This is a genomic window from Modestobacter sp. KNN46-3 (genome assembly GCF_011039295.1).
The window spans coordinates 32383-56034 of record NZ_JAAKGN010000012.1; the positions used below are offsets into that span (position 1 = coordinate 32383).

A 23652-nucleotide genomic window follows, 5' to 3' on the forward strand; every position below is an offset into this window, starting at 1 on the left:
CGCGACCCTACGGGAAGAAGTATGGCATCAGGGGCAGATGACGATAGGTTCTCCGGTGTCGAGCCGGAGACGACGAAGGGACGACGGTGGCGATGAACGCGCTGCACCGCAGCCTCGGAGTGCACCGGGTGCTCGAACCGGCCGGCGTGCTGCCCCAGGCGGCCGCCCGGCTGGACGCCGACCCACGGATCGGCCCCGACGAGGTCCGCATCACCGTGCACCGGCTCAACCTCGATGCCGCCTCCTACCGGCAGCTGGCCGAGGAACACGGCGGGGACGGCGACCGGGTGCGCGCCGCCGTCCTCGGGATCGTCGGGAGCCGGGGCAAGATGCACAACCCGGTCACCGGCTCGGGCGGGATGCTCATCGGCGTCGTCGACGAGGTGGGCGACGACTCCCCGCTGGGCCTGGAACCCGGCCAGCGGGTGGCCACCCTGGTCTCCCTCACGCTCACCCCGCTGCGGATCACCGACGGACTGGCGCAGTGGGACGGGCGCAGCGAGCAGGTGCCGGCCGCCGGGACGGCGGTCCTCTTCGCCCGCTCGATCGCCGCCGTCCTCCCCGACGACATTCCCCAGGAGGTGGCGCTGGCGGTGCTCGACGTCTGTGGCGCCCCGGCGGCCACCGAGCGGGTCGTGCACCGCTCGGGTCACCGACCCTCGGTCGCCGTCCTGGGTGCGGCCGGCAAGTCCGGCTGCCTGAGCCTGGCCGCCGCCCGGGACGCTCGCGCGGGCCGGCTGGTCGGCGTGGTCCGCGACGAGCGGGAGGCCACGGCGCTGCGGGCGGCGCGGCTGGCCGACGAGGTGGTCGTGGCCGACGCCACCGATCCGTTCGCCGTCGCCGCAGCGGTCGGCCAGCCGGTCGACGTCACCGTCGTGTGCGTCGACACCCCCGGCGCCGAGCACGGGGCGATCCTCGCGACGGCCGACGGCGGCACCGTGGTCTTCTTCTCCATGGCCACGTCCTTCTCGGCGGCGGCCCTGGGAGCTGAGGGGATGGCGGCGGACGTGACGATGCTCGTGGGCAACGGCTACACGCCGGGGCACGCAGCCCTGGCGATGGACCTCTACCGGCACTCGCCGGGTGTCCGGTCGCTGATCGAGCCGCGGGTCCGCGCCTCGTGAGCGGGCTGCTCATCCGGGACGTGACGGTCGGCGACCGGCCCGGCCGTGCCGTGCACGTCGTCGACGGGCGGATCGCCTGGCTGGGCGCCGCGGCCGACGCACCCACCGCAGCCCGGGTGCTGGACGGCGGGGGAGCGCTGCTGACCCCCGCGTTCGTCGACGCCCACGTGCACGCCACCGCCACCGGCTTGGCGCTGACCGGGCTGGACCTGCACGGCGCCGACAGCCTGCGGTCCGCACTGACCGGCGTCACCGCCCAGACCACCGCCGCCCCCACCGGCACGGTGCTCGGCACCGGCTGGGACGAGACGGCCTGGCCCGAGGGTCGCGGGCTCACCCGGCACGACCTGGACGCGGTGGTCGGGGAGCGGCCGGCCTACCTGGCCCGGGTCGACGTTCACTCGGCCACCGTCTCCACCGCCCTGCTGGACCGGGTGCCCGGCATCACCGAGCTGCCCGGGTACAGCCCCGACGGCCGGCTCCGGCTCGACGCCCACCATGCCGCCCGGCAAGCCGCCTACGGGTCGGTGCCGCCGGACCAGCGCCACAGCGCCCAGCGGGCCACCCTGGACGCCGCGGCCGCGCTGGGGATCGGCAGCGTGCACGAGATGGCCGGCCCGGAGGTGTCCAGCGCCGAGGACCTCGCCGGCCTGCTCGCGCTGGCCGCCGAGGCCCCCGGGCCGCGGGTGGTCGGGTACTGGGGCGAGCTGTCCGAGCGTGGCGGGCTGGACGTCGTCCGTGAGCTCCGGCTGGCCGGCGCCGGCGGTGACCTGTTCTGCGACGGCGCGTTCGGCTCGCACACCGCGGCGCTGAGCAGCCCCTACGCCGACCGGCCGGAGACCACCGGCGCGCTGCGCTTCGACACCGCGGCCCTCGTCGAGCACGTCCGCGCCTGCACCGTCGCCGGGCTGCAGGCCGGGTTCCACTGCATCGGGGACGCCGCCGTCGACCAGGTGTTGGCCGCGGTCGGCACGGTCGTCGCGGAGCTGGGCCGGGACGCCGTCCGGGCCTGCCGGCACCGCCTGGAGCACGTGGAGATGGTCGGCGACGCCGCGATCGACCAGCTGCGCCGGTGGGGGATGGTCGCCAGCGTCCAGCCCGCCTTCGACGCCGCCTGGGGCGGGCCGGCCGGCATGTACGCCGAGCGGCTGGGCGTCGAGCGGGCCGCCGGCTGCAACCCGCTGGCCGACCTCGTCGACGCCGGGGTGGCCGTGGCCATCGGCAGCGACGCCCCGGTCACCCCGCTGGACCCGTGGGGCGGGGTGCACGCGGCGGTCGACCACACCACCCCCGGCTCCGGCATGCGCCCGTTCGACGCCTTCGACGCGGCGACCCACGGCGGCTGGGTCGCCACCCGCGGCGAGCACCCGGAGGGGCCGCTGGCGGTCGGTGCGCCGGCGGACCTGGCGCTGTGGGCGACCGAGCTGACGCTCTCCGCCGTCCTCGCCGCCCGTGCCCGCCCCACCTGCCGCCAGCTGATCGTCGCCGGGGAACCGTGTTGACCCTCCGGGGTACACCGCAGCCGGCCCGGAGCCGCGTCGTCGTCCCCGGCAGGAGGCCTCCGGCTCCTGCACCGGAGCCGACCCGACACAGGGGAGTGCGATGAGCCGACTGCAACTGGACCAGGCGTTGGTGGCGCGGGCGCGGGAGCTCGCCGCCCGGGCGGCGGCGCCGGTGGTGGACCTGGCCGTGACCTACACGACCGTCTCGGTGGAACGGGCCACGCTGCGGCTGGCCGGGTTGACCGGCACCGACCCGGTGGACGGCGACGGCGAGGTGCCGTGGGTGAACCGCGTGGTGGACGCGGTCCGCGACCAGGTCGGGCTGGAGCACGGCGTCGCCCTGCCGGTCTGGCACGCGCTGGGCTCCGGCGGCACGCTGCAGGACCTCGCCGAGCAGGTCGGCGCCGGCACCGCCCGGTTCACCGTGCCCGAGGGCGCCGCCGCCGAGCGGGCCCGGGAGGCCAGCCGCGCCGCCGTCGGTGCCGGGATCGCCCGGATCGACACCAACCGGGCCCGCCGGGAGGAGCTGGTGGCCACGCACGGCGACCCACCCCGCCGACCGTGGATCTACCTGATCGTGGCCACCGGAGACATCCACGAGGACATCCCACAGGCGCAGGCCGCCGCCCGCGCCGGGGCCGACGTCATCGCCGTCATCCGCTCCACCGGGCAGTCGCTGCTGGACTACGTGCCCGAGGGCGCCACCCGCACCGGCTATGCCGGCACGTACGCCACCCAGGAGAACTTCCGGCTGATGCGGGCCGCGCTGGACGACGTCAGCGCCGAACTGGGCCGCTACGTCCGGCTGACCAACTACGCGTCCGGGCTGTGCATGCCGGAGATCGCCGTCCTGGCCGGGCTGGAGCGGCTGGACATGATGCTCAACGACGCGATGTACGGGATCCTCTTCCGCGACATCAACCCGCACCGGACCTTCGTCGACCAGCGGTTCAGCCGGATGGTGCACGCCCGCGCCGGGATCATCATCAACACCGGCGAGGACAACTACCTCACCACCGCCGACGCCGTCGACGAGGCGCACACCGTCACCGTCAGCCAGCTGCTGAACGAGCGGCTCGCACACGAGGCCGGGCTCGAGGACTGGCAGCTCGGCCTCGGTCACGCCTTCGAGATCGATCCGGCCGTCCCCGAGTCCTTCCGGCTGGAGCTGGCGCACGCGCTGCTGGCCCGCGGGCTGTTCCCGGACGCGCCGCTCAAGTGGATGCCGCCGACCAAGCACATGACGGGCGACGTCTTCCGCGGCTACCTGCTGGACGGGTTCTTCAACCTGGCCGGGGCGCTCACCGGCCAGGGCATCCTGCTGGTCGGGATGATGACCGAAGCGGTGGTCACCCCCTGGTTGAGCGACCGCGACCTGGCGCTGCGCAACGTCCGCTACGTGCTCGAGGCCGCCGGGAACCTGCACGAGGACTTCGCCCCGCAGCCGGGCGGGTTCATCGACCGCCGCGCCCACACCGTGCTCACCGAGGCGGTGGAGCTGCTGGAGCGGATCGCCGCACACCCGCAGGGCCTGATCCAGGCGATCGCCGACGGCACGTTCGGCATCACCAAGCGGTCCCCGGACGGCGGCAAGGGCCTGGACGGCGTCGTCCGCAAGGCCGCCGACCACTTCGACCCGGCCACCGAACTGCTCACCCGCGAGGTGTCCCGTGCCTGACGACCACCAGAATGGCCATTTTGGTGGTCCGGGGGCCGGGAGCGTCGTCCGGCCGTACGGGGACACCACCGGCGACGGGATGGTGCAGACGTCGTTCACGCTGCCCGTCCCGCCCGGGCCCAAGGCCGACGGCGCCGCGCTGCAGCTGGCGCAGAAGATGGGCATCGAGCCGGCGATGGTGGTGCACAGCGCCGGCATCGGATCCGGGGGTGGGGCGGCGGGCGACAGCGCCGCCTTCACCTTCTTCGTCGTCTACGGCAGCGTGCGACACCTGGTCGACCTGGATGCCGTGCACGTCGAGGAGCGCCCCTACCCGCTGCTCTCCCCGGGCGAGGTCAACGCCGCGGTGAAGACCCGGCTCCGGCGCAGCCTCGTCGTCCTGGGCGCGTGCATCGGCACCGACGCGCACACCGTGGGCATCGACGCGATCCTCAACCTCAAGGGCTTCGCGGGGGAGAAGGGCCTGGAGTACTACCGGGAGCTGCAGGTGGCCAACCTCGGCGCCCAGGTCAGCGTCCCGGAGCTGGTGCACGCCGCCCGCGCCCGGAAGGCCGACGCCGTCCTGGTCTCCCAGGTGGTCACCCAGCGGGACGCGCACCTGCGCAACACCCGCGAGCTGGCCGGGGCGTTCCGTGAGGCGATGGGGGAGTCCCGGCCACTGCTGGTCGTCGGCGGCCCCCGCTTCGACCCGGCGATGGCCGCCGACCTGGGCGTCGACAAGGTCTTCGGCCGGGGGACGACGCCCGGTGAGGTCGCCAGCTACCTGGTGCACGCACTCGTCCCCGAGGAGACCGCATGACCGACCCGCGGCCGACCGACCCCCGCCTGGGGCTGGTCGTCACCCACCGCCGCTACGTGCCCCACGCACACGCCCACTACGGCGGCTCGCTCGTCGACGGGGCCTACACGCTCGGCCTGTTCGGCGACGTCGCGACCGAGGTGGCGATCCGCACCGACGGCGACGAGGGGCTGCTCGCCGGCTACTCGGAGGTCTCCTTCCTCGCCGCAGTGCAGGCCGGCGACGTCCTGGAGGCGTCCTGCGAGGTGGTGCGGGTCGGCCGCCGCAGCCGGGAGCTGCGCTGCTGGGCCGACGTGGTCGCCCGTGCCGACCCCTCCCGCGGCGCCTCGGCCGCCCAGGTGCTCGACCCGCCGCTGCGGGTGGTGGAGGCGGTGGCGACGCTCGTCGTCCCCGGCAGCCCCGCCTGACCCCGCCGGGACATCTGCACGCCACCCGGTGTTCCACTGCGGTGACGCTCCGAACCACTGGTCCCGAGGGGTTCCCCGACGTCGGGTCGGTGCCTAGGGTCGGGGTCGCCCCATCCCGGGAGACCGGGGTGTGCTTCCCCCTCGGCACAGTCGCGCGCTCGTCCCTCGGTGACGCAGTCCGGTGACGCACCTCGCGTCGCCGGCTGCGTGTCCCCACCAGGCCGAGGGGGAGCCGCGGACCCGAGGGTGCACGTCCCACTCCCGACGTCCGCTCCGGCGGGGCCCCGCGTCACCAGACAACGGAGCAGCGGCCGCAGCCAGCGGCCGGTGTCCCGGCCCGAAGGCGCGGGGTGCCCCGGGGACGGACGCCGAGCGGGGCGAGCTGCGGCGGTCGCCCCGCCGGGAGTGGGATGCTGGACGTGGTCGTGGCGTCCGTGCCACGACCGGGTCCGCGCGGCACGCCGGGTCCGAGGCGTCCCGGGTTCGACCCGGGCCAGCGCGAAGGCGGCGGTGCCGGCAGTGGTGGCGACCGGCACGGTGGAGTCAGCCACCTCGAACACCCCGGCGGAGCCCCCGGCCCCCCGTCGCCGATGGCCCTGGCGCACCGGCGTGGCAGCAGCCGGTGGCCTGGCGCTGTACCTCGCCTTCCCCGGGCACGACCTGTACTGGCTGGCCGTGCTCGGGCCGGCCGCCCTCGCCCTCGCCGTCCGCGGCGAACGGGCGCGCAGCGGGGCGTGGCTGGGGCTGGTGCTCGGCCTGGTCTTCCTGGTGCCCCTGCTGTCTTGGACCGGCATCTACGTCGGCGCCTTCCCCTGGCTGGTGCTGGCGGTGTTCGAGGCGCTGTACTTCGCGCTCCTCGGCGGCGCCCTGGCCGCCACCTCCCGGTTGCCCGCCTGGCCGCTGTGGGCAGCCGCGCTGTGGGTGGGCGCCGAGGCACTGCGCGGCCGGCAGCCGCTGGGCGGGTTCCCGTGGGGACGGCTCGGGTTCAGCCAGGCCGACGGGCCGTTCACGGCGCTGGCGGCCTACGGCGGTGTCCCGCTGGTGAGCTTCGCGGTCGCCCTGACCGGCACGCTGCTGGCCGCGGGCCTGGTCGGCCTGCACCGGGCCACGCGCCGGCCCGGCGAGCGGCGAGCCGGACGGCGTGGAGCGGCCCTGGCGCTCGTCGGTGCGCTCGCCGTCCCCCTGGTCGCGGTGCTGGCCGAGCTGCCGCTGGCGGGGTCGTCGCTGACCGCGGGCGGGCCCGACCGCACGGTGGCGGTCATCCAGGGCAACGTGCCGCGGGCCGGGCTGGACTTCAACGCCCAGCGGCGGGCGGTGCTGGACAACCACGCGGACCAGACGCTCGAGCTGGCCGCAGCCGTCGCGCGCGGTGAGGCCGCGCAGCCCGACCTGGTCATCTGGCCGGAGAACAGCTCCGACATCGACCCGTACACCAACGCCGACGCCGCCCGGGTCATCACCCGCGCGGCGGTCGCCATCGACGCGCCGATCCTGGTGGGCGCGGTGGTGCAGCTGCCGGGGGAGTACGTGGCGAACACGGCCATCGTCTGGGACCCGGTGACCGGGCCGGGGGACACCTACGTCAAGCGGCACCCCGTGCCGCTGGCGGAGTACGTGCCGGCCCGGCCGTTCTTCCGGTTCTTCAGCCCGCTCGTGGACCGGGTCACCGACTTCGTGCACGGCACCGAGGTCGGCATCCTGGACGTCGGCGGGGCGCGGGTCGGCGACGTCATCTGCTTCGAGGTCGCCTACGACGGGCTGGTCTCCGACGTCGTCGACGCCGGCGCCGGGATGCTGGTCGTGCAGACCAACAACGCGACCTTCGGCTACACCGACGAGAGCGCGCAGCAGCTGGCGATGAGCCGGCTTCGGGCCGTCGAGTACGGCCGCACGGTCGTGGTCGCGGCGACCAGCGGGATCAGCGCCGTCGTCGCCCCGGACGGCTCCCTCGTGCAGCGCTCCGAGCTGTTCACCGCCGACACCTTCGTCGAGGAGATCGCCCAGCGGGACTCCTCGACCGTCGCCGAACGGCTGGGCGCGGCCCCGGAGTGGGTGCTGACGGCGCTGGGCGCGGGCGCCGTCCTGGCGGTGGCCTTCCCGGCCCTGGCCCGGCGCCGGGCCGAGCGCGGCCGGTGACCGGCCCGGCGGCCCCCGGGCCGGTGCTCGTGGTGGTCCCGACCTACGAGGAGGTCGGGAACCTGGCGGCGGTCCTGGACCGGCTGCACGCGGCGGTGCCGACCGCGCACGCCCTCGTCGTCGACGACGCCTCGCTCGACGGCACCGGCGAGCTGGCCGACGCCCGGGCCGCGGCCGACGAGCGGGTGCACGTGCTGCACCGCACCGCCAAGGCGGGACTGGGCCCGGCCTACGTCGCCGGCTTCCGCTGGGCCGAGCAGCACGGCTACGGCGTGGTGGTCGAGATGGACGCCGACGGCTCGCACCCGCCCGAGCGGCTCCCGGCGCTGCTGGCCGCCCTCGCCGACGCCGACCTGGTGCTGGGGTCCCGGTACGTGCCCGGGGGAGAGGTGCTCGACTGGCCGCCGCACCGGCTGGCGCTGTCCCGGCTGGGCAACCTCTACACCCGGTGGGCGCTGCGGCTGCCGCTGGCCGACGCGACCGGCGGGTTCCGGGCGGCCCGGATGGAGCTGGTCCGCCGGTTGCCCTTCGACACGGTCGCCAGTCAGGGCTACTGCTTCCAGGTCGACTGGGCCTGGCGGGCGGTCCGGGCCGGTGCCCGGGTGGTCGAGGTGCCGATCGCCTTCAGCGAACGCACCGTCGGGCGGAGCAAGATGAGCGGTTCGATCGTTGGAGAAGCACTGGTACGGGTGACCTGGTGGGGCATCCTGGACCGGCTGGCCGATCGGCTGCCGGGCCGGGTGACCCGGCCCGTGCCAGCACGAGCCCGGGACGGGCGGCGGCCCAGGGTCCTCCGGTAGGGAGGACCCACCGCCCCGCGGGCGGAGGGAGAACGCATGGCCACCAGCCACACCGCCCCACGACGCAGGTCGTCGGGGCTGCGGACGGCGATCGGGCTGGGCGCCCTGGCCGAGGTCGTCGTCTACGTCCTGGTCGCCTCCTGGATCGGGCTGGGCTGGACGATCCTCGCCACCCTGGCCACCAGCGCGCTGGGCTGGGCGCTGCTGGCCCGGCAGGGCACCAAGGCCCTGGGGGAGCTGCGGCTGCGCGCCGAGGAGCACCGGGCCCCCGGTCGGGCCCTCGGCGACGCCGGCCTGGTCGCCCTGGGCGGGCTGCTGATGGTGCTGCCCGGCTTCCTGGGTGACCTGCTGGGCCTGCTGTGCCTGCTGCCGGCCACCCGTGCCCTGCCCCGCGCGCTGATCACCCGCGGCCTGCTGCGGCGACTGCCGGACCGGCTGCGCGGCCCGGTGTACGTGCGCTCGACCCGCACCGAGCCGGTCGCCGGCCCCGACCAGCCGTTCCGCGCCGGGCCGGCCAGCCGCGTGATCGAGGGCGAGGTCGCCCCGGAGCGCACGGACCCCTGACCCCCCGCCCCCGGACACAGCACGGCCCCGGTGGGGACTCCCACCGGGGCCGTGCCGTGCTCAGCTCAGCGTGAGCTCAGTCGAAGACGCTCAGGACGCGCGGGTCCGGCGACCACGGAGCACCTCGAGCCGCTCGGCGAGGACCTCCTCCAGGTCGTCGACCGAACGACGCTCCAGGAGCATGTCCCAGTGCGTACGCGGCGGCTTGACCTTCTTGGGAGCCGGCTCCGCGCCGCCGACCAGCTTGGCGGCCGAACCGTCGTACTTGCACTCCCAGGTGTCGGGGAGCTCGGCGTCATCGGCGAAGGGCACCGTGACGAGGTGCCCCTGGGCACACCGGTACTCGGCGTACTGCCGCTCGATGGGCGCGGTGTTGCGCTCGGTCTCATAGCTCACGCTGCCCAGTCGGCTTCCGCGTAGCGAACGCTCGCCCATGGCACACCGTCCTCTCGTGCTGATGTCGGTCAGATCTGGACTGCCCGGGCAGCCGCATGCTCACGCATCCGGTGCGGGGTGTCGCAGGGGTCAACGACAGATGAAGGAAAGAGATTCCGTGTCGTCAGTCGTACATCATCGCACGGGGTGATGTCTCAGCGCTCAACCACCTCGACGGGTGAGCACCGGACCGGCTCAGCGCAGGGCCAGTTGCCCCGCCACGGTCGGCGTCGGGCCCAGCTGACCGCGGTAGTAGTGCCGCCGGCACAACACCTGGTAGCGGACGGCGGCGTCCCCGCCGGACGCGACCTCGGGGACGTCCGCCGGCGGCTGCGACGCCGGAGCGGTGTCGGCGACCACCACGGTGGCCCCCTCGCGCACCACGGCGCCACCGACCACCCGGGCGTTGAGCAGGCCGGGCAGGCCGCACCAGCAGAGCACCTCGACCTGCACCCGCTGCACGTCGTCGGCCAGCTCGAACAGCCGCTGGGTGCCCGGGAACAGCCGGGTGCGGAAGTCGGTGGTCAGCCCGAACGCGTAGACGTCGACGTGGGACTCGTCGACCAGCTCGGCCAGCTGCTCGGCCTGCGCGCCGGTGAGGAACTGCGCCTCGTCGACGATCAGGTAGTCGACCCGCTGCCCGGCGGCCCAGCGGTCGCGCACCAGCAGCCGGACGTCGGTGTCGGCGTGCAGCTCGATCGCCGCCCGCTGCAGCCCGACCCGGGAGCTGATCTGCGGGGTGCCGGAGCGGTCGCCCTGGGTCAGCAGCAGCCCGTGCCGGCCCTGCCGGCTCTGGTTGTGGTCGACCTGGAGGGCGAGGGTGGACTTCCCGCAGTCCATCGGTCCGTGGAAGAAGACCAGATGGGCGGGCGCCGGGTGCCGACGCCGGTCGCCGGCGGCCGGGACGACGTCCAGCGAGGCGTCGAGGGCGGCGAGCTGACCGGCGGGGGGAGTGGGGGTCACAGACGCTCCGGAGGGGTGTTGCCGGCTTCGACGACCGCGCGGCGCATGTCCAGCCGGGCCAGCAGCCAGCCGCCGGCGACGAAGAAGAAGACGAGGCTGAAGATCGCGTACCGGTAGGACTCGGTGAGCTGGTAGGTCAGGGCGAACAGGAACGGGCCGAGCCAGCTGGTCCCACGGTCGCTGATCTCGTAGAAGCCGAAGTACTCGGCCTCCTTGCCCGGCGGGATGAGCTGGCTGAACAGCGAGCGGGACAACGCCTGGGTGCCACCGAGCACGAAGCCGATGCAGACGGCGAGCAGGTAGAACTGGACGACGGCGCCCGACTGCACGAAGTACGCCGCCACCAGGACGCCGACCCACAGCACCAGGCTGCCCAGCACCGTGCGCTTGGCACCGATCACCATGGCGATCCGGCCCATCCCGATCGCCCCGAAGAAGGCCACCACCTGCACCAGCAGGATCGCCGAGATCAGCGTCGACTGGTCGAGGTCGAGCTCCTCGGCGCCGTACTGCGCCGACACCCCGATGATCGTCTGCACGCCGTCGTTGAACAGCAGGTAGGCGCCGAGGAACCACAGGGTGAGCCGGTACCGCCGCAGGTCGCGCAGCGTCGCGGCGAGCTGCCGGAAGCCACCGGAGAGCGCCCCCTGCCCGGGTGGCACCGCCACGGCGGACTCGCGCGGCTGCCGGTTGCGCAGCAGCGAGACGCTGACCACGGTGAACCCGGCCCACCAGATCCCGGCCGAGGCCAGGCAGATCCGCACCGCCTCGCCCTCGGTCAGGCCCAGCGTCTCGTACTGGGAGAACAGCGCCAGGTTGCCGGCCAGCAGCAGCGCCCCGCCCAGGTAGCCGCAGGCCCAGCCGCGACTGGAGACGGCGTCCCGCTCGTCCGGCCCGGCGAGGTCCGGCAGCCAGGAGTAGTAGACGACGGTCGCCGCGCCGAAGGAGAGGTTGGCCGCGATGAACAGCGCAGCGCCCAGGAGGTAGCGCTCACCGGCGACGAAGAACAGCGACATGGTGCACAGCGAGCCGAGGGCGGCGAAGGTGGCCAGCAGCTGGCGCTTGGCGCCGCTGCGGTCGGCGATGGCCCCGGTGATCGGCAGCACGAGCACCTGCAGCACGACCGACAGCGACAGCACGTACCCGAACCAGCTGCCCGGCGGGACGCTGATGCCCAGCGGGTGGATCCGGCCCTCGGCGTCGGCGGCCGCCTCGGCGATCGAGGTGAGGTAGGGCGCGAGGAAGACGGTCGTCACCGAGGTGTTGAAGACCGACATCGCCCAGTCGTAGGAGTACCAACCGGCGCGCTCGCGGCGCAGCGCCTGGTCCGGCGGCGGTGCGGGGTCGACCTGCGGCGCGGCGCTCACCGGCGCAGGGTGCCAGGCGCGGGGACGGCGGTCCAGCACCGGCCCGACTGCCGGTGCGTGCCGTGCCCGACCGGTCGGTGCGCAGCCGCCTGGCGGACGACGCTCACGCGCCGGTCCACTGCCCCCGGGACACCAGCAGGTCGCGGAGCATGGCCGGCCGGTCGGTCATCACGCCGTCGACGCCCAGGTCGAGCATCTCGGTGGCCTCCGCCTCGCTGTCGACCGTCCAGACGTGGACCTGCAGGCTCCGGGCGTGTGCCGCGGCGATGAACCGCTCGTCGACCAGCGGGCGGCCCCCCAGGGCCAGCGGCACCTGCGCGCACCCGGCCTGGATCCGGACCAACCCCGCAGCGCGCGGCGAGTAGGAGGACAGCCGGAGCGCGGCGACGCCCTTGGGCCCCAGGGAGGTGCAGACGTCCGGGCCGAAGAGGCGTCGCGCCGCGGCGATGCGGGCGTCGGAGAAGGAACCGAGGCAGATCCGGTCCTCGACCTTCAGCCGCCGGACGCTGTGCACCAGCGGCGCCAGCACGCCGGCGGCCTTGATGTCGAGGTTGAACCGGACGTCGGGCCAGGCACCCATCAGGTCCTCCAGCCGCATGATCGGCTCACGGCCACCGATCAGCGCCGTGCGCATCTCCCGCCAGGGCAGGCTGTCGACCCGGCCGGTGCGGTCGGTGACCCGGTCCAGCGTGGGGTCGTGGAAGACCACGAGCTCGCCGTCGTAGGTGACCCGGACGTCGGTCTCGATGTACCGGTAGCCCAGCTCCACGCACGCCTCGAAGGCCGGCTGGGTGTTCTCCAGGTGCTCGATCGCCCCACCGCGGTGGGCCATCGCCACCGGGGTCGGGCCGTCGAGGAAGGCGTAACGCGAGCCCGGCACGCCCCCACGCTAGTGCGGTGGTCCGCAGCGTCTCGGAGGTGGTCCAGGTGACGACGCGCCCACCCGCCGGGAGCGGCCTCGGGCGTGTCCGCGGCGGACGGGCGGGCCGGGCGTCTACCGTCCCAGCCGTGACGGTAGAGCAGGGCGTCGAGGCCCGTCTGGTCCCTCGGACGCGGCGTCCCGAGGGCGAAGAGCGACGGTGCGGCTGGTGCCGCAACGTCCTTCCGGCGCAGGAGTCGGTCGGCCGGCCCCGGCTCTACTGCGGCCAGGCGTGCCGGCAGCGGGCGTACGAGCAGCGGTCGGCGACGGCGAAGGCCGGACTGTCCGCGGACGTCGTCCTGGTGACCCGGGCAGAGCTGGACGGCCTTCAGGACCGGCTGTACCAACTGCGCTGCGCCATCGAGGACGTCCAGACGCTGCTCACCGAGAAGCCCACCAAGGCCGAGCTCGAGCGTTCCCTGGCCGACCTGGTCCACTCCACCGGACGACTGGATCGTCTCTGGCTCAACGGCAAGGCGGCCGGCTGAGCCGTCCGGCGTTCGACCGCGGAGCTGCGCCCAGATCCGTCACAGTGACGGATCTGGGCCCAGCCCGGTTGTCGGCAGGGGAGTGGTCCGGTGGTCGATCAGCTGCCGTCCTCGACGCCGCCGCCCACGTCACCCTCGCCGTCGGAGTTGTCCGGGAGGTTGCCCTGGTCTTCACCGCCCGGATTGCTGCCGCCGGTGTTGTCGCTGTCGTCAGTGGTGCCGTCGTTTCGGTCGAGGCCGGCCGGGTCGCCACAGGCGGTCAGCGCCGGACCGCCGACAAGAGCCAGCGAGACGAACAATGCAGCCACTGGGCGTCGGATGTTCATGGACCGACCCTACGAACAGACGGCCGCCGCCGCCGCCTGGAACCAGTCAGCATGGTCTTTTCGTCAGTGTGACGTATCAAGGCCGACCCAGCGGTCCAGGAGGAGCCGGCCACAGGGAGCGTCTGGTGGCCGTGGCCGTGGCCGTGGCCGTGACCGGCCGGCGGCGGTCGATCGTCGCTCCAAGATCACCCGGGCCGTCCAGGATCGCTGGTCGGTCCACGGAGCTGGATGATCAACATCAGGGCGATCACCACCGCGGCCGCGTCGGAGCAGCACGCCGAGTGGTCTTGGTATGAACAGCCCGCAGCTCACTGTGGACGGCGTGCGCCTGCGACAAAGGGCCTCGGGGGACTCACCGCAGGCGTCGCCTCGAGGACGCCGCAAGACGGTCGTGCCGGCCAGTTCACCGCCCCGACCAGCGATGACACATCCGCCGATAATCGACATTATGTCAAGTAGTGGAGATGGCAGACCCCGACCGGTCTCTTCACGCGCCCGTGGTCACCGACCGGGTCCACTGCGCCGGGCCTCGGCCCATGAAGGCGACCAGGCGCTCGACAGGTGACTCGTCCGGTCCGGAGGTCACCCGGGCGGCGAACGACGTCCCGCGGGCCGAGTCGTCGAGCAGCCCACCGGCCAGGGCCAGGACGTCCCCAGCGAGGTCTGCCGGCATCTGGTGTGCCCGGCCTCGTGCGGCGGCGACGTCCCAGCCGTGGACGGTGAACTCGATCGCGGCACCGTGGGCCGCCTCGGCCGCCCACGGTGCCGGGTGTCCGTAGCTCCCCTGCTCACCGGCTGCCTGCAACTGGTCGAGCAACTGCTGGACCCGCCGCTGGGCGCCGGCCACCGGGTCGTCGGCGGGCCGCGCCGGCGACTCGGGCATGGTCAGCCGACCGGTGTCGAGCAGGCCGGCGAGAGCATCGGCGACGTCCGCCAGGTGCGCCACGACGGACCGGACGTCCCAGTCGGCGCAGGGCGTCGGCCGGTCCAGGTCGCCGATGGTCAGCGCCCCGACCTCGTCCAGGGCGTAGCGACCGGCTCTGGCCGCCAGCGCGACGTCCGCTCCGAGTGGGCTCTGGCTCAGCTCGGTCACGACGTCGCTCAGGCGTCCGCGTGTGCACGAGCGCCGCGCACCGGCGTCATCTGCCACGGCTCGGCCGGCAGCACCTCGCCCGTCTCCAGGAGCGACTTGAGGTTCGCCAGCACGGCGGGCCACCCGTGCGAGACACCGTCGTGGCTGGCCTGGTCCGCGAGGCGCTCGTGGGTGACGGTGAGCCGGACGATGCCCTCGTGCGGTTCGACCGCGAAGGTCACGACCGACGGCTCCCCCACCGGGTCCTCGTCGCCGTCCGCCGCCGGCTCCTGGAACGTGATGACCAGGCGGGTCGGGGGCACCGACTCGAGCACCCGCCCGGCGACGTCCACCTTCTCCGACCCGTCGGTGCGTCGGTGCTCCCAGGTCGACCCGGTCTGCCAGTCGGACACGTTGGCGTGCCCCCAGTACCGGGCGGTCAGGTCGGCGTCGGTCAACGCGCGCCACACCTGCTCGGCGCTCGCGCGGACGTAGGTGACGTAGACGTAGTCGGGAACTCCGGACGTGCTCGTGCTGGTGGCCATGGCCTGCTCCTCTGCCTGCTGCGTGATCGCGCTGATGGCGGAAAGCCGGGGCCGGTCGAACGCCGAGATCCAACGCTCCTGGACCTGGTGGATCGGCACCGGGTTGAGGTGGTGCAGCCGTTCCCGACCCCGCCGGACGACGGTGACGAGGTTGGCTCGCTGCAGGACGTCGAGGTGCTGGGTCGCCGACTGCCGGGCCATGCCCAGGTGCGCACAGAGCTCACCGAGGGTCTGGCCGTTCCGTTCCCGCAGCCGGTCGAGCAACAGCCGCCGAGTCGGGTCGGCGAGCGCCTTGAAGACGGCGTCCATCCCGCTCGCCTCGGCGTCCATGAACAGGATCATGCAGGTGAACACCTGCATGTGTCAACGGGTCGCGGCAGCGGTCGTTCCCCACTCGGTCACCCGGAGAAGGTCACGTCCCGCGTCTCCACCACCCCGGCCGTGCGACCGGGCGCCGCCTGGAACTGCCAGTAGAGGTTCGTGTGCGCGATGACCTGCTCCGCGGGCGGCGCGCCCCAGGCGCTCTTGTCGCCGGCGGTGTGGGCATCGCCGACGAGGGTGACGTCGTAGCCCCGGGTGAAGGCCCCGTGGATCGTCGACCGGATGCAGGCATCGGACTCTGCCCCCGCCACGACCAGGCGGCCCACGCGGAGGTCGGCCAGCACGTCCTCGAGGTCGGTGCCCTCGAACGAGTCGCCGTAGGACTTGTGCACCAACGGCTCGGACTGCGCCCGCACCAGCTCGGGGACGTACTGCCACTCGTCACTCCCCCGCACCAGCTCCTCGTCGGAGTGCTGCACCCAGACGACCGGCACCCCGTCGCCGCGCGCCTTCTCGACCAGGGCGTCGATGTTGCCGACGACCTCCTCCCGGCGGGGCGCCTCGGCCACCACGCCCTGCTGGACGTCGATGACGATGAGTGCGGTGTGCGGTCGGTCGGGCAGCGTGCTCATGGCGGTCTCCCCTGCTGGTCAGCGGCTCGTGCGACAGCGGGAACGCTAGACCGGACCACCGACACGAGGACCCGGTCCGACACCGACCGGCGGCAGGGCCACCCCTCCCCTGCTGGAGCTGGTCCTTCCCTTGTTCGGTAATGCGCCGTTGTTGGGGATAACGGTCGAACGAATGGATCGAGGGGTTTGCGGCGAGAGGCTGGTCGGTAGGGGGCGCAGGGCGCCTCCCGCGTGCCACCCGCGGCTGACCCGCGGACCGACCCACTCGAGAGGAACCACCCGTGCCGAGCAGGATCGAGGACTACGGACTGATCGGGGACCTGCAGACCGCTGCGCTGGTCGGCAAGGACGGCTCGATCGACTGGCTGTGCCTGCCGTCCTTCGACTCCGCTGCCTGCTTCGCCGCGCTGCTGGGCGACGAGCGCAACGGCCGGTGGCAGCTCGCGCCGGCTGGAGCGGGCACCTGCACCAGTCGGCGGTACCGGGGTGACTCACTGGTGCTGGAGACCGAGTGGGAGACCCCGACCGGGACGGTACGCGTCATCGACTTCATGCCGCCGCGGGGCGAGAGCCCCGATGTCGTCCGCATCGTCGAGGGCGTGTCCGGCCGGGTGCCGATGCGACTGGACCTGGTGCTCCGCTTCGACTACGGCCACCTGGTGCCCTGGGTGCGTTCGGTGGACGGCGACCTGGTCGCCGTCGCCGGCCCGGACGCCGTCTCCCTCGCCACGCCGGTCCAGCTGCACGGGCAGGACCACACCACCGCAGCCGAGTTCGAGGTCGCTGCCGGTGAGCGGGTCCCGTTCGTGCTCACCCACCACGCCTCGCACCTGCCGCGGCCCGAGGCGGTCGACGCCGAGGAGGCGCTGACGAGCACCGAGGCGTTCTGGGCCGAGTGGATCGGCCAGTGCAGCTACGACGGGGAGTGGGGACCGGCGGTCCGTCGCTCGCTGATCACCCTCAAGGCGCTGACCTACCGGCCCACCGGCGGGATCGTCGCCGCCGCGACCACCTCCCTGCCCGAGGAGCTCGGCGGCAGCCGCAACTGGGACTACCGCTACTGCTGGCTGCGCGACGCGGCGTTCACCCTGCAGGCGCTGCTCGGCACGGGCTACCTCGAGGAGGCGCGGGCCTGGCGGGAGTGGCTGCTCCGCGCCGTCGCCGGTGACCCCGCCGACCTGCGGATCATGTACGCGCTGGACGGGTCCCGGCGGATCCCGGAGTACGAGCTGCCGTGGCTGCCCGGGTACGAGGGCTCGGCCCCGGTGCGGGTGGGCAACGCCGCCGCCGGGCAGTTCCAGCTCGACGTCTGGGGTGAGCTGCTCGACGGGCTCCACCTGGCCCGCGAGTCCGGGCTCTCCCCACTGGAGGACGCCTGGGCGGTCCAGAAGGAGCTGGTGGCCTTCCTGGAGGGGGTGTGGGACACGCCGGACAGCAGCCTGTGGGAGGTCCGGGGCGAGCCGCGCCACTTCGTGCACTCCAAGGTGCTGGCCTGGGCCGGCGTCAACGGCGCGATCGAGGCCGTGGAGCGGCACGGGCTGGACGGGCCGGTCGAGCGCTGGCGGGACCTGCGTCAGCGGATCCACGACGACGTCTGCGCCCGGGGCTATGACGCCGAGCGCCGGACGTTCACCCAGTTCTACGGTTCCGAGGGCCTGGACGCGGCCCTGCTGCTCATCCCCCAGGTCGGCTTCCTGCCCTGGGACGACGAGCGGGTCGTGGGCACGGTGGAGGCGGTGCAGCGCGAGCTCACCTCCGACGGCTTCCTGCTCCGCTACCACACCCACGCCGACGGCCGGGTCGACGGACTGCCGGGTGAGGAGGCGCCGTTCCTGCTGTGCAGTTTCTGGCTCGCCGACGCGCTCAACGGCATCGGCCGCACGACCGAGGCACGGGAGCTGTTCGAGCGACTGCTGGGCCTGGGCAACGACCTCGGGCTGATGAGCGAGGAGTACGACCCGCGGACCGGCCGGCACCTGGGCAACACCCCGCAGGCCTTCAGCCACGTCGGCCTGGTCAACACCGCCCGGCACCTCAGCGGGGCGCTGCGGGTCCCCGGCGAGCACGCCTGAACCGGTCGGCGGCGGGACGACGCCCGCCGCCGACCGTCAGGTCAGGCGACCTCGGTCCGCAGGATGCGCAGCCAGCCGAGCAGCATCGGCAACGCCACCCACAGCCCCACCGAGGTGCCGAACTGCAGCCACCCCTGCGGATCCACTCCGTCCTCGAACAGCGGCATCGAGGTGGTCGACAGGTCCAGCCAGTCGCGCACCCAGTCCAGCGCCGCCACCAGGCTGACCAGGATGGTGAAGACCGTCGGCAGCACGAAGTACAGGACGATCGCCAGCGGCGAGCTGAGCAGCAGCATGCCGAACGCGACACCGGCCAGCACGGTCACCACCTGGACGACGAGCACCTGGCCCACCAGCGCGGCGCTGAGGCTCCAGTCCCTCTCCGCGTCGGAGAAGACCGGGGTCAGCACGGTCGCGAGCACGGAGGCCAGCGCCGCGACGACGACCCCGAGCACCGCCAGCAGCGTGGCCGCGAACACCTTGGCGACGAGCACCCGGGAGCGGCGCGGCACCAGCGTGAACGTCGTCATGGCGGTGCGCTGCGACCACTCGCTCGTCACCAGCAGGATGCCGAGCACCGGTAGCAGGATGCTGATCGGCAGCTGGGTGAAGCCGAAGTGGTCGGTGAACGTCTTGGGCACGTCCTCGACGAACAGCGAGAGCGCCACCACCGCGAGCACAGCCAGGCCGATGACGATCAGCAGCCACCGCCCGGCGCGGGTGTCGTAGGACTTGCGCAGCTCCACCCGCACCAGCTGGAGCAGGGACGGCGCCGGGTGGTCCGCCAGCGTGAGCGGCTGTTCCGGTGTGAGGGTCGCGGTGCTCATGCCTGCACCTCCTGGACCTCGTGCGAGGAACCGGTGAGGGAGCGGAAGAGGTCCTCCAGCCCCGCTCCCCCGGCGGCCCGCAGCTCGGTGAGCACGACGCCCGCCGCGGCCACCGCCTGACCGACGGCGAGGGCCTCGGCGTCGGCCACGAGGGCGTCGTCCGGTCCGGCTGAGACGCCGATGCCGGCCACCTCCAGCGCCTTGGCCAGCAGGGCCCGGTCCGGACCGCGCACCAAGGTGCCGCCGGTGCCGGCCAGCAGCTCGGACTTGCTGCCCTGCGCGACGATCCGCCCGCCGGAGATGACCACCAGCTGGTCGGCGACCGCCTCCACCTCGTGCAGCAGGTGGGAGGAGAGGAGCACGGTGCCGCCGCGGTCGGCGAAGTCGCGCAGCAGCCCGCGCATCCAGAAGATGCCCTCCGGGTCCAGCCCGTTCGCCGGCTCATCGAGCACCAGCACCTGCGGGTCGCCGAGCAGCGCGGTCGCCAGGCCCAGCCGCTGCCGCATCCCGAGGGAGTACTGGCCGACGCGCTTGCCGGCCGGCCGCCCGGCCAGGCCCACCCGCGCCAGCGCCTCGTCCACCCGGCGACGGTCGACGCCGAGGACCCGGGAGGCCAGGGTGAGCACCTCCCGCCCGGTGCGCCCACCGTGCTGGGCACCGGCGTCGAGCAGCACGCCCACCGAGCGACCGGCGTTGGGCAGGTCGCGGTACCGGCGCCCGCCGACGGTCGCGGTGCCGCTGGTCGGCTCGGCCAACCCGACCAGTGCGCGCATCGTCGTGGACTTGCCGGCACCGTTGGGGCCGAGGAAGCCGGTGACGGTGCCCGGCGGACAGGAGAAGGAGACGTCGGCGACGGCGAGCTGCCCGCCGTACGCCTTCGTCAGGTGTTCGATCGTGATCATGGTGCAGACCCTGCTCCGTCCGACCGGCTCCGCGCATCGGCCAGAAGTAGGTGATCACCCGCTCCCCCCGGCTGCCGACGCCGCAGACGTAGACCTTGGTCTGTTCCGGCGACCGACGGGCGTCCGTAGCCTCCTCCTGTGAGCGTGGCGACGGGACCGGGGTCCGCCCCCGGCGTGGAACACCCCTCGCTGGTGCCGGCCCAGCTCCTGGGCGACCCGGGTGCTGTGCCCGAGCGGAGCCCGGACACCACGTCCGGCACGGGCCGACGCCGCCGGGTCCGCCGCTCGGTCCGCGACTGGGCGGTCGACGTCGCGGCGTTCCTCTTCGCGATCGCCTTCGGCATGGTCGTCGTGGGCATCACCCTGAGCGAACCGGGCCCGCACCCGGATGCGCTGATCGCTGCCGACGTCCTGGCCGGGTCCATCGGTTGCCTGCTGTTGTGGTGGCGGCGCCGGTGGCCGGTCGGCGTGGCCGTGGTGCTGGCGCTGATCGGCAGCTTCTCCGACATGAGCGGTGCGGCGGTGCTGATCGCGCTGTTCACCGTCGCGGTGCACCGCCGGCTCCCCCCGGTGCTGGCCGTGACGGGGCTCAACCTCGCATCGGTCGTCACCTACAGCCTGCTGCGCCCGACCGAGGACATGCCGTGGCCGCTGTTCCTCGGCTTCGGCGTCGTGCTCACCGCCGCCGTCGTGGCCTCGGGCCTGTTCGTCCGTGCCCGCCGTCAGCTGGTGGTGTCGTTGCGGGAACGGGCGGTGCGGGCCGAGGACGAGCAGCAGCTGCGGGTCGAACAGGCCCGGCACCTCGAGCGCACCCGGATCGCCCGGGAGATGCACGACGTGCTGGCCCACCGGCTGTCCCTGCTGAGCATGCACGCCGGGGCGCTGGAGTTCCGCCCCGACGCCCCCGCGGCCGAGGTGGCCCGGGCCGCCGGCGTGGTCCGGGCCAGTGCCCGCCAGGCGCTGGAGGACCTCCGGGAGGTGATCGGGGTGCTCCGCGACGGTGGGGACGGCGACCCGAGCACCCGCCCGCAGCCGAGGCTGGCCGACCTGCCCGCGCTGATCGAGGAGTGCCGGCGGGCCGGGGTCCGGGTGCGGGCGGAGTACCGGGTGCCCGAGCTCGGCTCGGCCCCGGCAGCCACTGGGCGCAACGCCTACCGCGTCGTCCAGGAGGGCCTGACCAACGTGCGCAAGCACGCGCCGGGCACGGTGGCCGCCGTCGTCGTGGCCGGGGGCCCGGGCAGGGGCCTCACCGTGGAGGTGCGCAACCCGCCGCCGGCCGGCGGGGAGCACTCCGCGCCGCTGCCCAGCGCCGGCACCGGCCTGGTGGGTCTGCTGGAGCGGGTCAGCCTGGGCGGCGGGCACCTGGAGCACGGCTGGACGTCCGACGGGGAGTTCCGGCTGCGCGCCGAGCTGCCCTGGCCGGGGACGGCGTGAGGGAACCGGTCCGGGTCCTCGTCGTGGACGACGACCCGCTGGTGCGCGCGGCGCTGGCGATGGTGCTCGGCGGGGCGGTGGACCTGGAGCTCGTCGGCGAGGCCACCGACGGCGACGAGGTGCCGGCCGCCGTGGCGGCCAGCGCCCCGGACGTCGTCCTGATGGACATCCGGATGCCGCGCACCGACGGCCTGACGGCCACCGAGCTGCTGCAGGCCACGCCGGATGCCCCCGAGGTCATCGTGCTGACCACCTTCGACGCCGACGACCAGGTGCTCCGGGCGCTGCGCGCGGGGGCCAGCGGGTTCCTGCTCAAGGACACCCCACCGGTCGCGATCCTGGAGGCCGTGCGCCGGGTGGCGGCCGGCGAGCCGATGCTCTCCCCCACCGTGACCCGTCAGCTCATCGCGCACGTCTCGGCGGTGCGGCCGGCCGGCCCGGCCGAGGACCGGCAGACGCGCGCGCGGACGCGGCTCGACCTGCTGAGCGACCGGGAGCGGGAGGTGGCACTCGCCGTCGGGCGTGGGCTGTCCAACGCCCAGATCGGCGCCGAGCTGTACCTCAGCGTGGCCACCGTGAAGGCACACGTCTCCCGGCTGCTGGTCAAGCTGGACGTCGCCAACCGGGTCCAGATCGCCCTGCTCACCCACGACGCCGACCTGGTGTGAGTCAGCGGTCGCGCCGGTTCGGCCCCGTCCGGAGGCTCGCCCCGAGCTTGCGAGGGGTGAGGGGGACGGGGTCCTTCCGGAGCCACCACCCCAGCCGCCGGGTCATCCAGGGCAGCAGCAGGTAGGTCATCACCGGGGTGAGGGTCAGCGTCATCACCGCCACCCGGAGGACGACGTGGGCCTCGGTCAGCAGCGCACCCAGGGTGACCGTGGCCAGCAGGTTGAGCGGGAAGAACACCAGCCAGATGGTGACCGCCTGCTTCCACCGCGGGGGTGCGGTGGACGCGGGCAGCTCCGTCGCCGCGTCGGCCGGCGCGTCGAACCAGCCCTCGATGCCGGTGCGCCGCTCGGTGCGGGTGACCTCGGCCAGCCCCTGCGCCGACCCGAGCCACCAGCGTCGCTCCGGGCTGGCCTCCCAGGCCGTCATCGTCGCCGGTGAGTCGAAGCGGCACAGCATGTGCCACTCGTCGGCGTCGTGGCGTGGGCGGACCCAGCCACCGCCGAGGAACCCGGGGAAGTTCTCGGCCATCGTCAGTTCCGCCCGGATCCAGGCGGTCATCTCCACCGTGTGGGCCGGGTCGGCCCGCCGGGTGAAGGAGACGGTCACCGGCAGCTGCGGGGTCTCCGCGAGCGCCGGCACCGGGACAGTGCTCTCCATGGCCCCAGCATCCCTGGCGCGGATGTCGCGGAGATGTCGGGTCGGTCACCGCGCGTCCAGCGGCGTGGCGCTGACCTCGCGCACACGTCCAGTGGCGACGATGCCCGGGTGGACGTCGTCAGCTCGCTCTGGGAGCAGGTCTCCGCGACCTCTCCCCCGCTGCCGCTCTGGCTGCTCGTCCTGACCGCGGCGCTCGCCGCTGCCCTGGTCCTCTCCCCCACCCTGTGGCAGCGGGCCCGGCACTCGGTGACGATCGCGCACGAGGGGGCGCACGGCCTGGCCGCCCTGGTCACCGGCCGGCGGCTGGCCGGCATCCGCCTGCACTCCGACACCTCCGGCGTCACGGTGTCGGCCGGCCGGCCCAGCGGCCCCGGCATGGTGCTGACCGCAGCCGCGGGCTACACCGGCCCGGCCCTGTTCGGGCTGGGCGCGGCGGCGCTGCTGGCCGCCGGGTTCGCGATCGGCCTGCTGTGGGCGCTGTTGCTGCTGCTGGCCCTGCTGCTGGTGCAGATCCGCAACTGGTACGGCCTGTGGTCGGTGCTCGTCACCAGCACCCTGGTCTTCGCCGCCACCTGGTGGCTGCCCGCGGTGGGACAGTCGGCGTTCGCGGCCGGCGTCACCTGGTTCCTGCTGCTGGCCGCGCCGAAGACCGTCCTGGAGCTCCAGGCCAAGCGCCGCTCGGGCACGGCCCGGGACTCCGACGCCGACCAGCTGGCCCGGCTCACCGGGCTGCCGGGGATCGTGTGGGTCGCCGTCTTCCTGCTCGTCGACGGTGGTGCCCTGCTCCTCGGCGGCTGGTGGCTCCTCCGCGACACCGCCCCCCTCTGACCCCCTTCACCACCGAAATGGCCATTTTGGTGGTGAAGGGGTCAGTCGCCCCGGCCGAGCCGGCGAGGTCCGGGGGGGTGAGGGGGTCTCCTTCAGTCGCTGGTGGGGCGGCTGTAGCTTATACACATGTGAAGCTGCCGACGGAGGAATAGGATGATGATCTAACAAATCAAGTATATTCACTA

24 protein-coding genes are annotated in these 23652 nt (G+C 73.8%); 13 read left to right on the forward strand and 11 right to left on the reverse strand.

What is annotated here, in order from left to right:
* Window positions 1-92 precede the first annotated feature (92 nt).
* The 8 genes from G5C62_RS05310 to G5C62_RS05345 all read left to right on the forward strand — a co-directional run bounded on the left by G5C62_RS05310 (window position 93) and on the right by G5C62_RS05345 (window position 9010).
* Entirely contained in the window at window positions 93-1124 is a 1032-nt protein-coding gene (locus G5C62_RS05310) for an L-erythro-3,5-diaminohexanoate dehydrogenase (protein ID WP_206330473.1), read from the forward strand.
* Entirely contained in the window at window positions 1121-2626 is a 1506-nt protein-coding gene (locus G5C62_RS05315) for an amidohydrolase (protein ID WP_164700174.1), read from the forward strand. Before G5C62_RS05310 ends, G5C62_RS05315 begins: the two co-directional genes overlap by 4 nt.
* 100 nt (window positions 2627-2726) lie before the next feature.
* Complete coding sequence (locus tag G5C62_RS05320; protein WP_164700175.1) at window positions 2727-4304, forward strand: lysine 5,6-aminomutase subunit alpha; 1578 nt, start codon at window positions 2727-2729, stop codon at window positions 4302-4304.
* On the forward strand, window positions 4297-5103 hold the full coding sequence (locus G5C62_RS05325; protein ID WP_164700176.1) for an OAM dimerization domain-containing protein: 807 nt from the start codon (window positions 4297-4299) through the stop codon (window positions 5101-5103). Before G5C62_RS05320 ends, G5C62_RS05325 begins: the two co-directional genes overlap by 8 nt.
* A complete protein-coding gene (locus tag G5C62_RS05330) occupies window positions 5100-5510 on the forward strand; it encodes a hotdog fold domain-containing protein (protein WP_164700177.1) in 411 nt (136 codons plus the stop codon). The genes G5C62_RS05325 and G5C62_RS05330 overlap by 4 nt, the downstream gene beginning before the upstream one ends.
* 609 nt (window positions 5511-6119) lie before the next feature.
* On the forward strand, window positions 6120-7646 hold the full coding sequence (gene lnt, locus G5C62_RS05335) for an apolipoprotein N-acyltransferase (protein WP_241175713.1): 1527 nt from the start codon (window positions 6120-6122) through the stop codon (window positions 7644-7646).
* Complete coding sequence (locus G5C62_RS05340) at window positions 7643-8446, forward strand: polyprenol monophosphomannose synthase (RefSeq protein WP_164700179.1); 804 nt, start codon at window positions 7643-7645, stop codon at window positions 8444-8446. The genes lnt and G5C62_RS05340 overlap by 4 nt, the downstream gene beginning before the upstream one ends.
* Before the next feature lie 36 nt (window positions 8447-8482).
* A complete protein-coding gene (locus tag G5C62_RS05345) occupies window positions 8483-9010 on the forward strand; it encodes an FxsA family protein (RefSeq protein ID WP_036332630.1) in 528 nt (175 codons plus the stop codon).
* 90 nt (window positions 9011-9100) lie between these two features.
* Here the strand turns inward: G5C62_RS05345 and G5C62_RS05350 are convergent, their stop codons facing one another.
* The 4 genes from G5C62_RS05350 to G5C62_RS05365 form a co-directional block, all read right to left on the reverse strand.
* Window positions 9101-9445, reverse strand: a complete 345-nt coding sequence (locus G5C62_RS05350) for an RNA polymerase-binding protein RbpA (RefSeq protein WP_036332628.1) — start codon at window positions 9443-9445, stop codon at window positions 9101-9103.
* Between the two features lie 195 nt (window positions 9446-9640).
* Entirely contained in the window at window positions 9641-10408 is a 768-nt protein-coding gene (locus tag G5C62_RS05355; protein WP_036332626.1) for a thymidine kinase, read from the reverse strand.
* Window positions 10405-11775 carry an MFS transporter gene (locus G5C62_RS05360; RefSeq protein WP_164700180.1) on the reverse strand — a complete coding sequence of 457 codons (1371 nt, stop codon included), beginning with the start codon at window positions 11773-11775 and terminating at the stop codon, window positions 10405-10407. The genes G5C62_RS05355 and G5C62_RS05360 overlap by 4 nt, the downstream gene beginning before the upstream one ends.
* A gap of 103 nt (window positions 11776-11878) precedes the next feature.
* Window positions 11879-12655, reverse strand: coding sequence for a glycerophosphodiester phosphodiesterase (locus G5C62_RS05365; RefSeq protein ID WP_036332622.1), 777 nt, complete (start codon window positions 12653-12655; stop codon window positions 11879-11881).
* Between the two features lie 128 nt (window positions 12656-12783).
* Between G5C62_RS05365 and G5C62_RS05370 the strand changes: the two genes are divergently transcribed.
* The gene (locus G5C62_RS05370) at window positions 12784-13182 is read left to right on the forward strand and encodes a hypothetical protein (RefSeq protein ID WP_241175714.1); all 399 of its coding nucleotides are present in this window, start codon (window positions 12784-12786) and stop codon (window positions 13180-13182) included.
* A 98-nt stretch (window positions 13183-13280) separates the two neighbouring features.
* On the opposite strand, the gene G5C62_RS05375 is transcribed toward G5C62_RS05370, so the two are convergent.
* The 4 genes from G5C62_RS05375 to G5C62_RS05390 form a co-directional block, all read right to left on the reverse strand.
* Entirely contained in the window at window positions 13281-13508 is a 228-nt protein-coding gene (locus G5C62_RS05375) for a hypothetical protein (RefSeq protein ID WP_164700181.1), read from the reverse strand.
* Between the two features lie 487 nt (window positions 13509-13995).
* The gene (locus G5C62_RS05380; RefSeq protein WP_164700182.1) at window positions 13996-14601 is read right to left on the reverse strand and encodes a maleylpyruvate isomerase family mycothiol-dependent enzyme; all 606 of its coding nucleotides are present in this window, start codon (window positions 14599-14601) and stop codon (window positions 13996-13998) included.
* Between the two features lie 8 nt (window positions 14602-14609).
* Window positions 14610-15467, reverse strand: a complete 858-nt coding sequence (locus G5C62_RS05385) for a metalloregulator ArsR/SmtB family transcription factor (RefSeq protein ID WP_241175715.1) — start codon at window positions 15465-15467, stop codon at window positions 14610-14612.
* A gap of 56 nt (window positions 15468-15523) precedes the next feature.
* Window positions 15524-16078 carry an isochorismatase family protein gene (locus G5C62_RS05390; protein WP_164700183.1) on the reverse strand — a complete coding sequence of 185 codons (555 nt, stop codon included), beginning with the start codon at window positions 16076-16078 and terminating at the stop codon, window positions 15524-15526.
* 281 nt (window positions 16079-16359) lie between these two features.
* Here G5C62_RS05390 and G5C62_RS05395 point away from each other — a divergent pair, with 281 nt between their 5' ends.
* Window positions 16360-18150: a glycoside hydrolase family 15 protein gene (locus G5C62_RS05395; RefSeq protein WP_164700184.1), complete on the forward strand. Its 1791-nt coding sequence runs from the start codon at window positions 16360-16362 to the stop codon at window positions 18148-18150.
* Window positions 18151-18191: 41 nt separating this feature from the next.
* Here G5C62_RS05395 and G5C62_RS05400 read toward each other — a convergent pair whose 3' ends face one another.
* Together G5C62_RS05400 and G5C62_RS05405 are read right to left on the reverse strand one after the other, a co-directional pair.
* A complete protein-coding gene (locus tag G5C62_RS05400) occupies window positions 18192-18977 on the reverse strand; it encodes an ABC transporter permease (protein WP_164700185.1) in 786 nt (261 codons plus the stop codon).
* On the reverse strand, window positions 18974-19879 hold the full coding sequence (locus G5C62_RS05405) for an ABC transporter ATP-binding protein (protein ID WP_164700186.1): 906 nt from the start codon (window positions 19877-19879) through the stop codon (window positions 18974-18976). The genes G5C62_RS05400 and G5C62_RS05405 overlap by 4 nt, the downstream gene beginning before the upstream one ends.
* A 138-nt stretch (window positions 19880-20017) precedes the next feature.
* On the opposite strand from G5C62_RS05405, the gene G5C62_RS05410 reads away from it, so the two are divergent.
* Both G5C62_RS05410 and G5C62_RS05415 read left to right on the forward strand, forming a co-directional pair.
* Window positions 20018-21313, forward strand: a complete 1296-nt coding sequence (locus tag G5C62_RS05410; RefSeq protein ID WP_206330474.1) for a sensor histidine kinase — start codon at window positions 20018-20020, stop codon at window positions 21311-21313.
* Window positions 21310-21981: a response regulator transcription factor gene (locus tag G5C62_RS05415; protein ID WP_036332608.1), complete on the forward strand. Its 672-nt coding sequence runs from the start codon at window positions 21310-21312 to the stop codon at window positions 21979-21981. The genes G5C62_RS05410 and G5C62_RS05415 overlap by 4 nt, the downstream gene beginning before the upstream one ends.
* Window position 21982: 1 nt before the next feature.
* On the opposite strand, the gene G5C62_RS05420 is transcribed toward G5C62_RS05415, so the two are convergent.
* Window positions 21983-22639 carry an antibiotic biosynthesis monooxygenase gene (locus tag G5C62_RS05420; protein WP_206330475.1) on the reverse strand — a complete coding sequence of 219 codons (657 nt, stop codon included), beginning with the start codon at window positions 22637-22639 and terminating at the stop codon, window positions 21983-21985.
* Window positions 22640-22747: 108 nt separating this feature from the next.
* Here G5C62_RS05420 and G5C62_RS05425 point away from each other — a divergent pair, with 108 nt between their 5' ends.
* Window positions 22748-23467 carry a M50 family metallopeptidase gene (locus G5C62_RS05425; protein WP_241175716.1) on the forward strand — a complete coding sequence of 240 codons (720 nt, stop codon included), beginning with the start codon at window positions 22748-22750 and terminating at the stop codon, window positions 23465-23467.
* The last annotated feature ends 185 nt before the right edge of the window (window positions 23468-23652 follow it).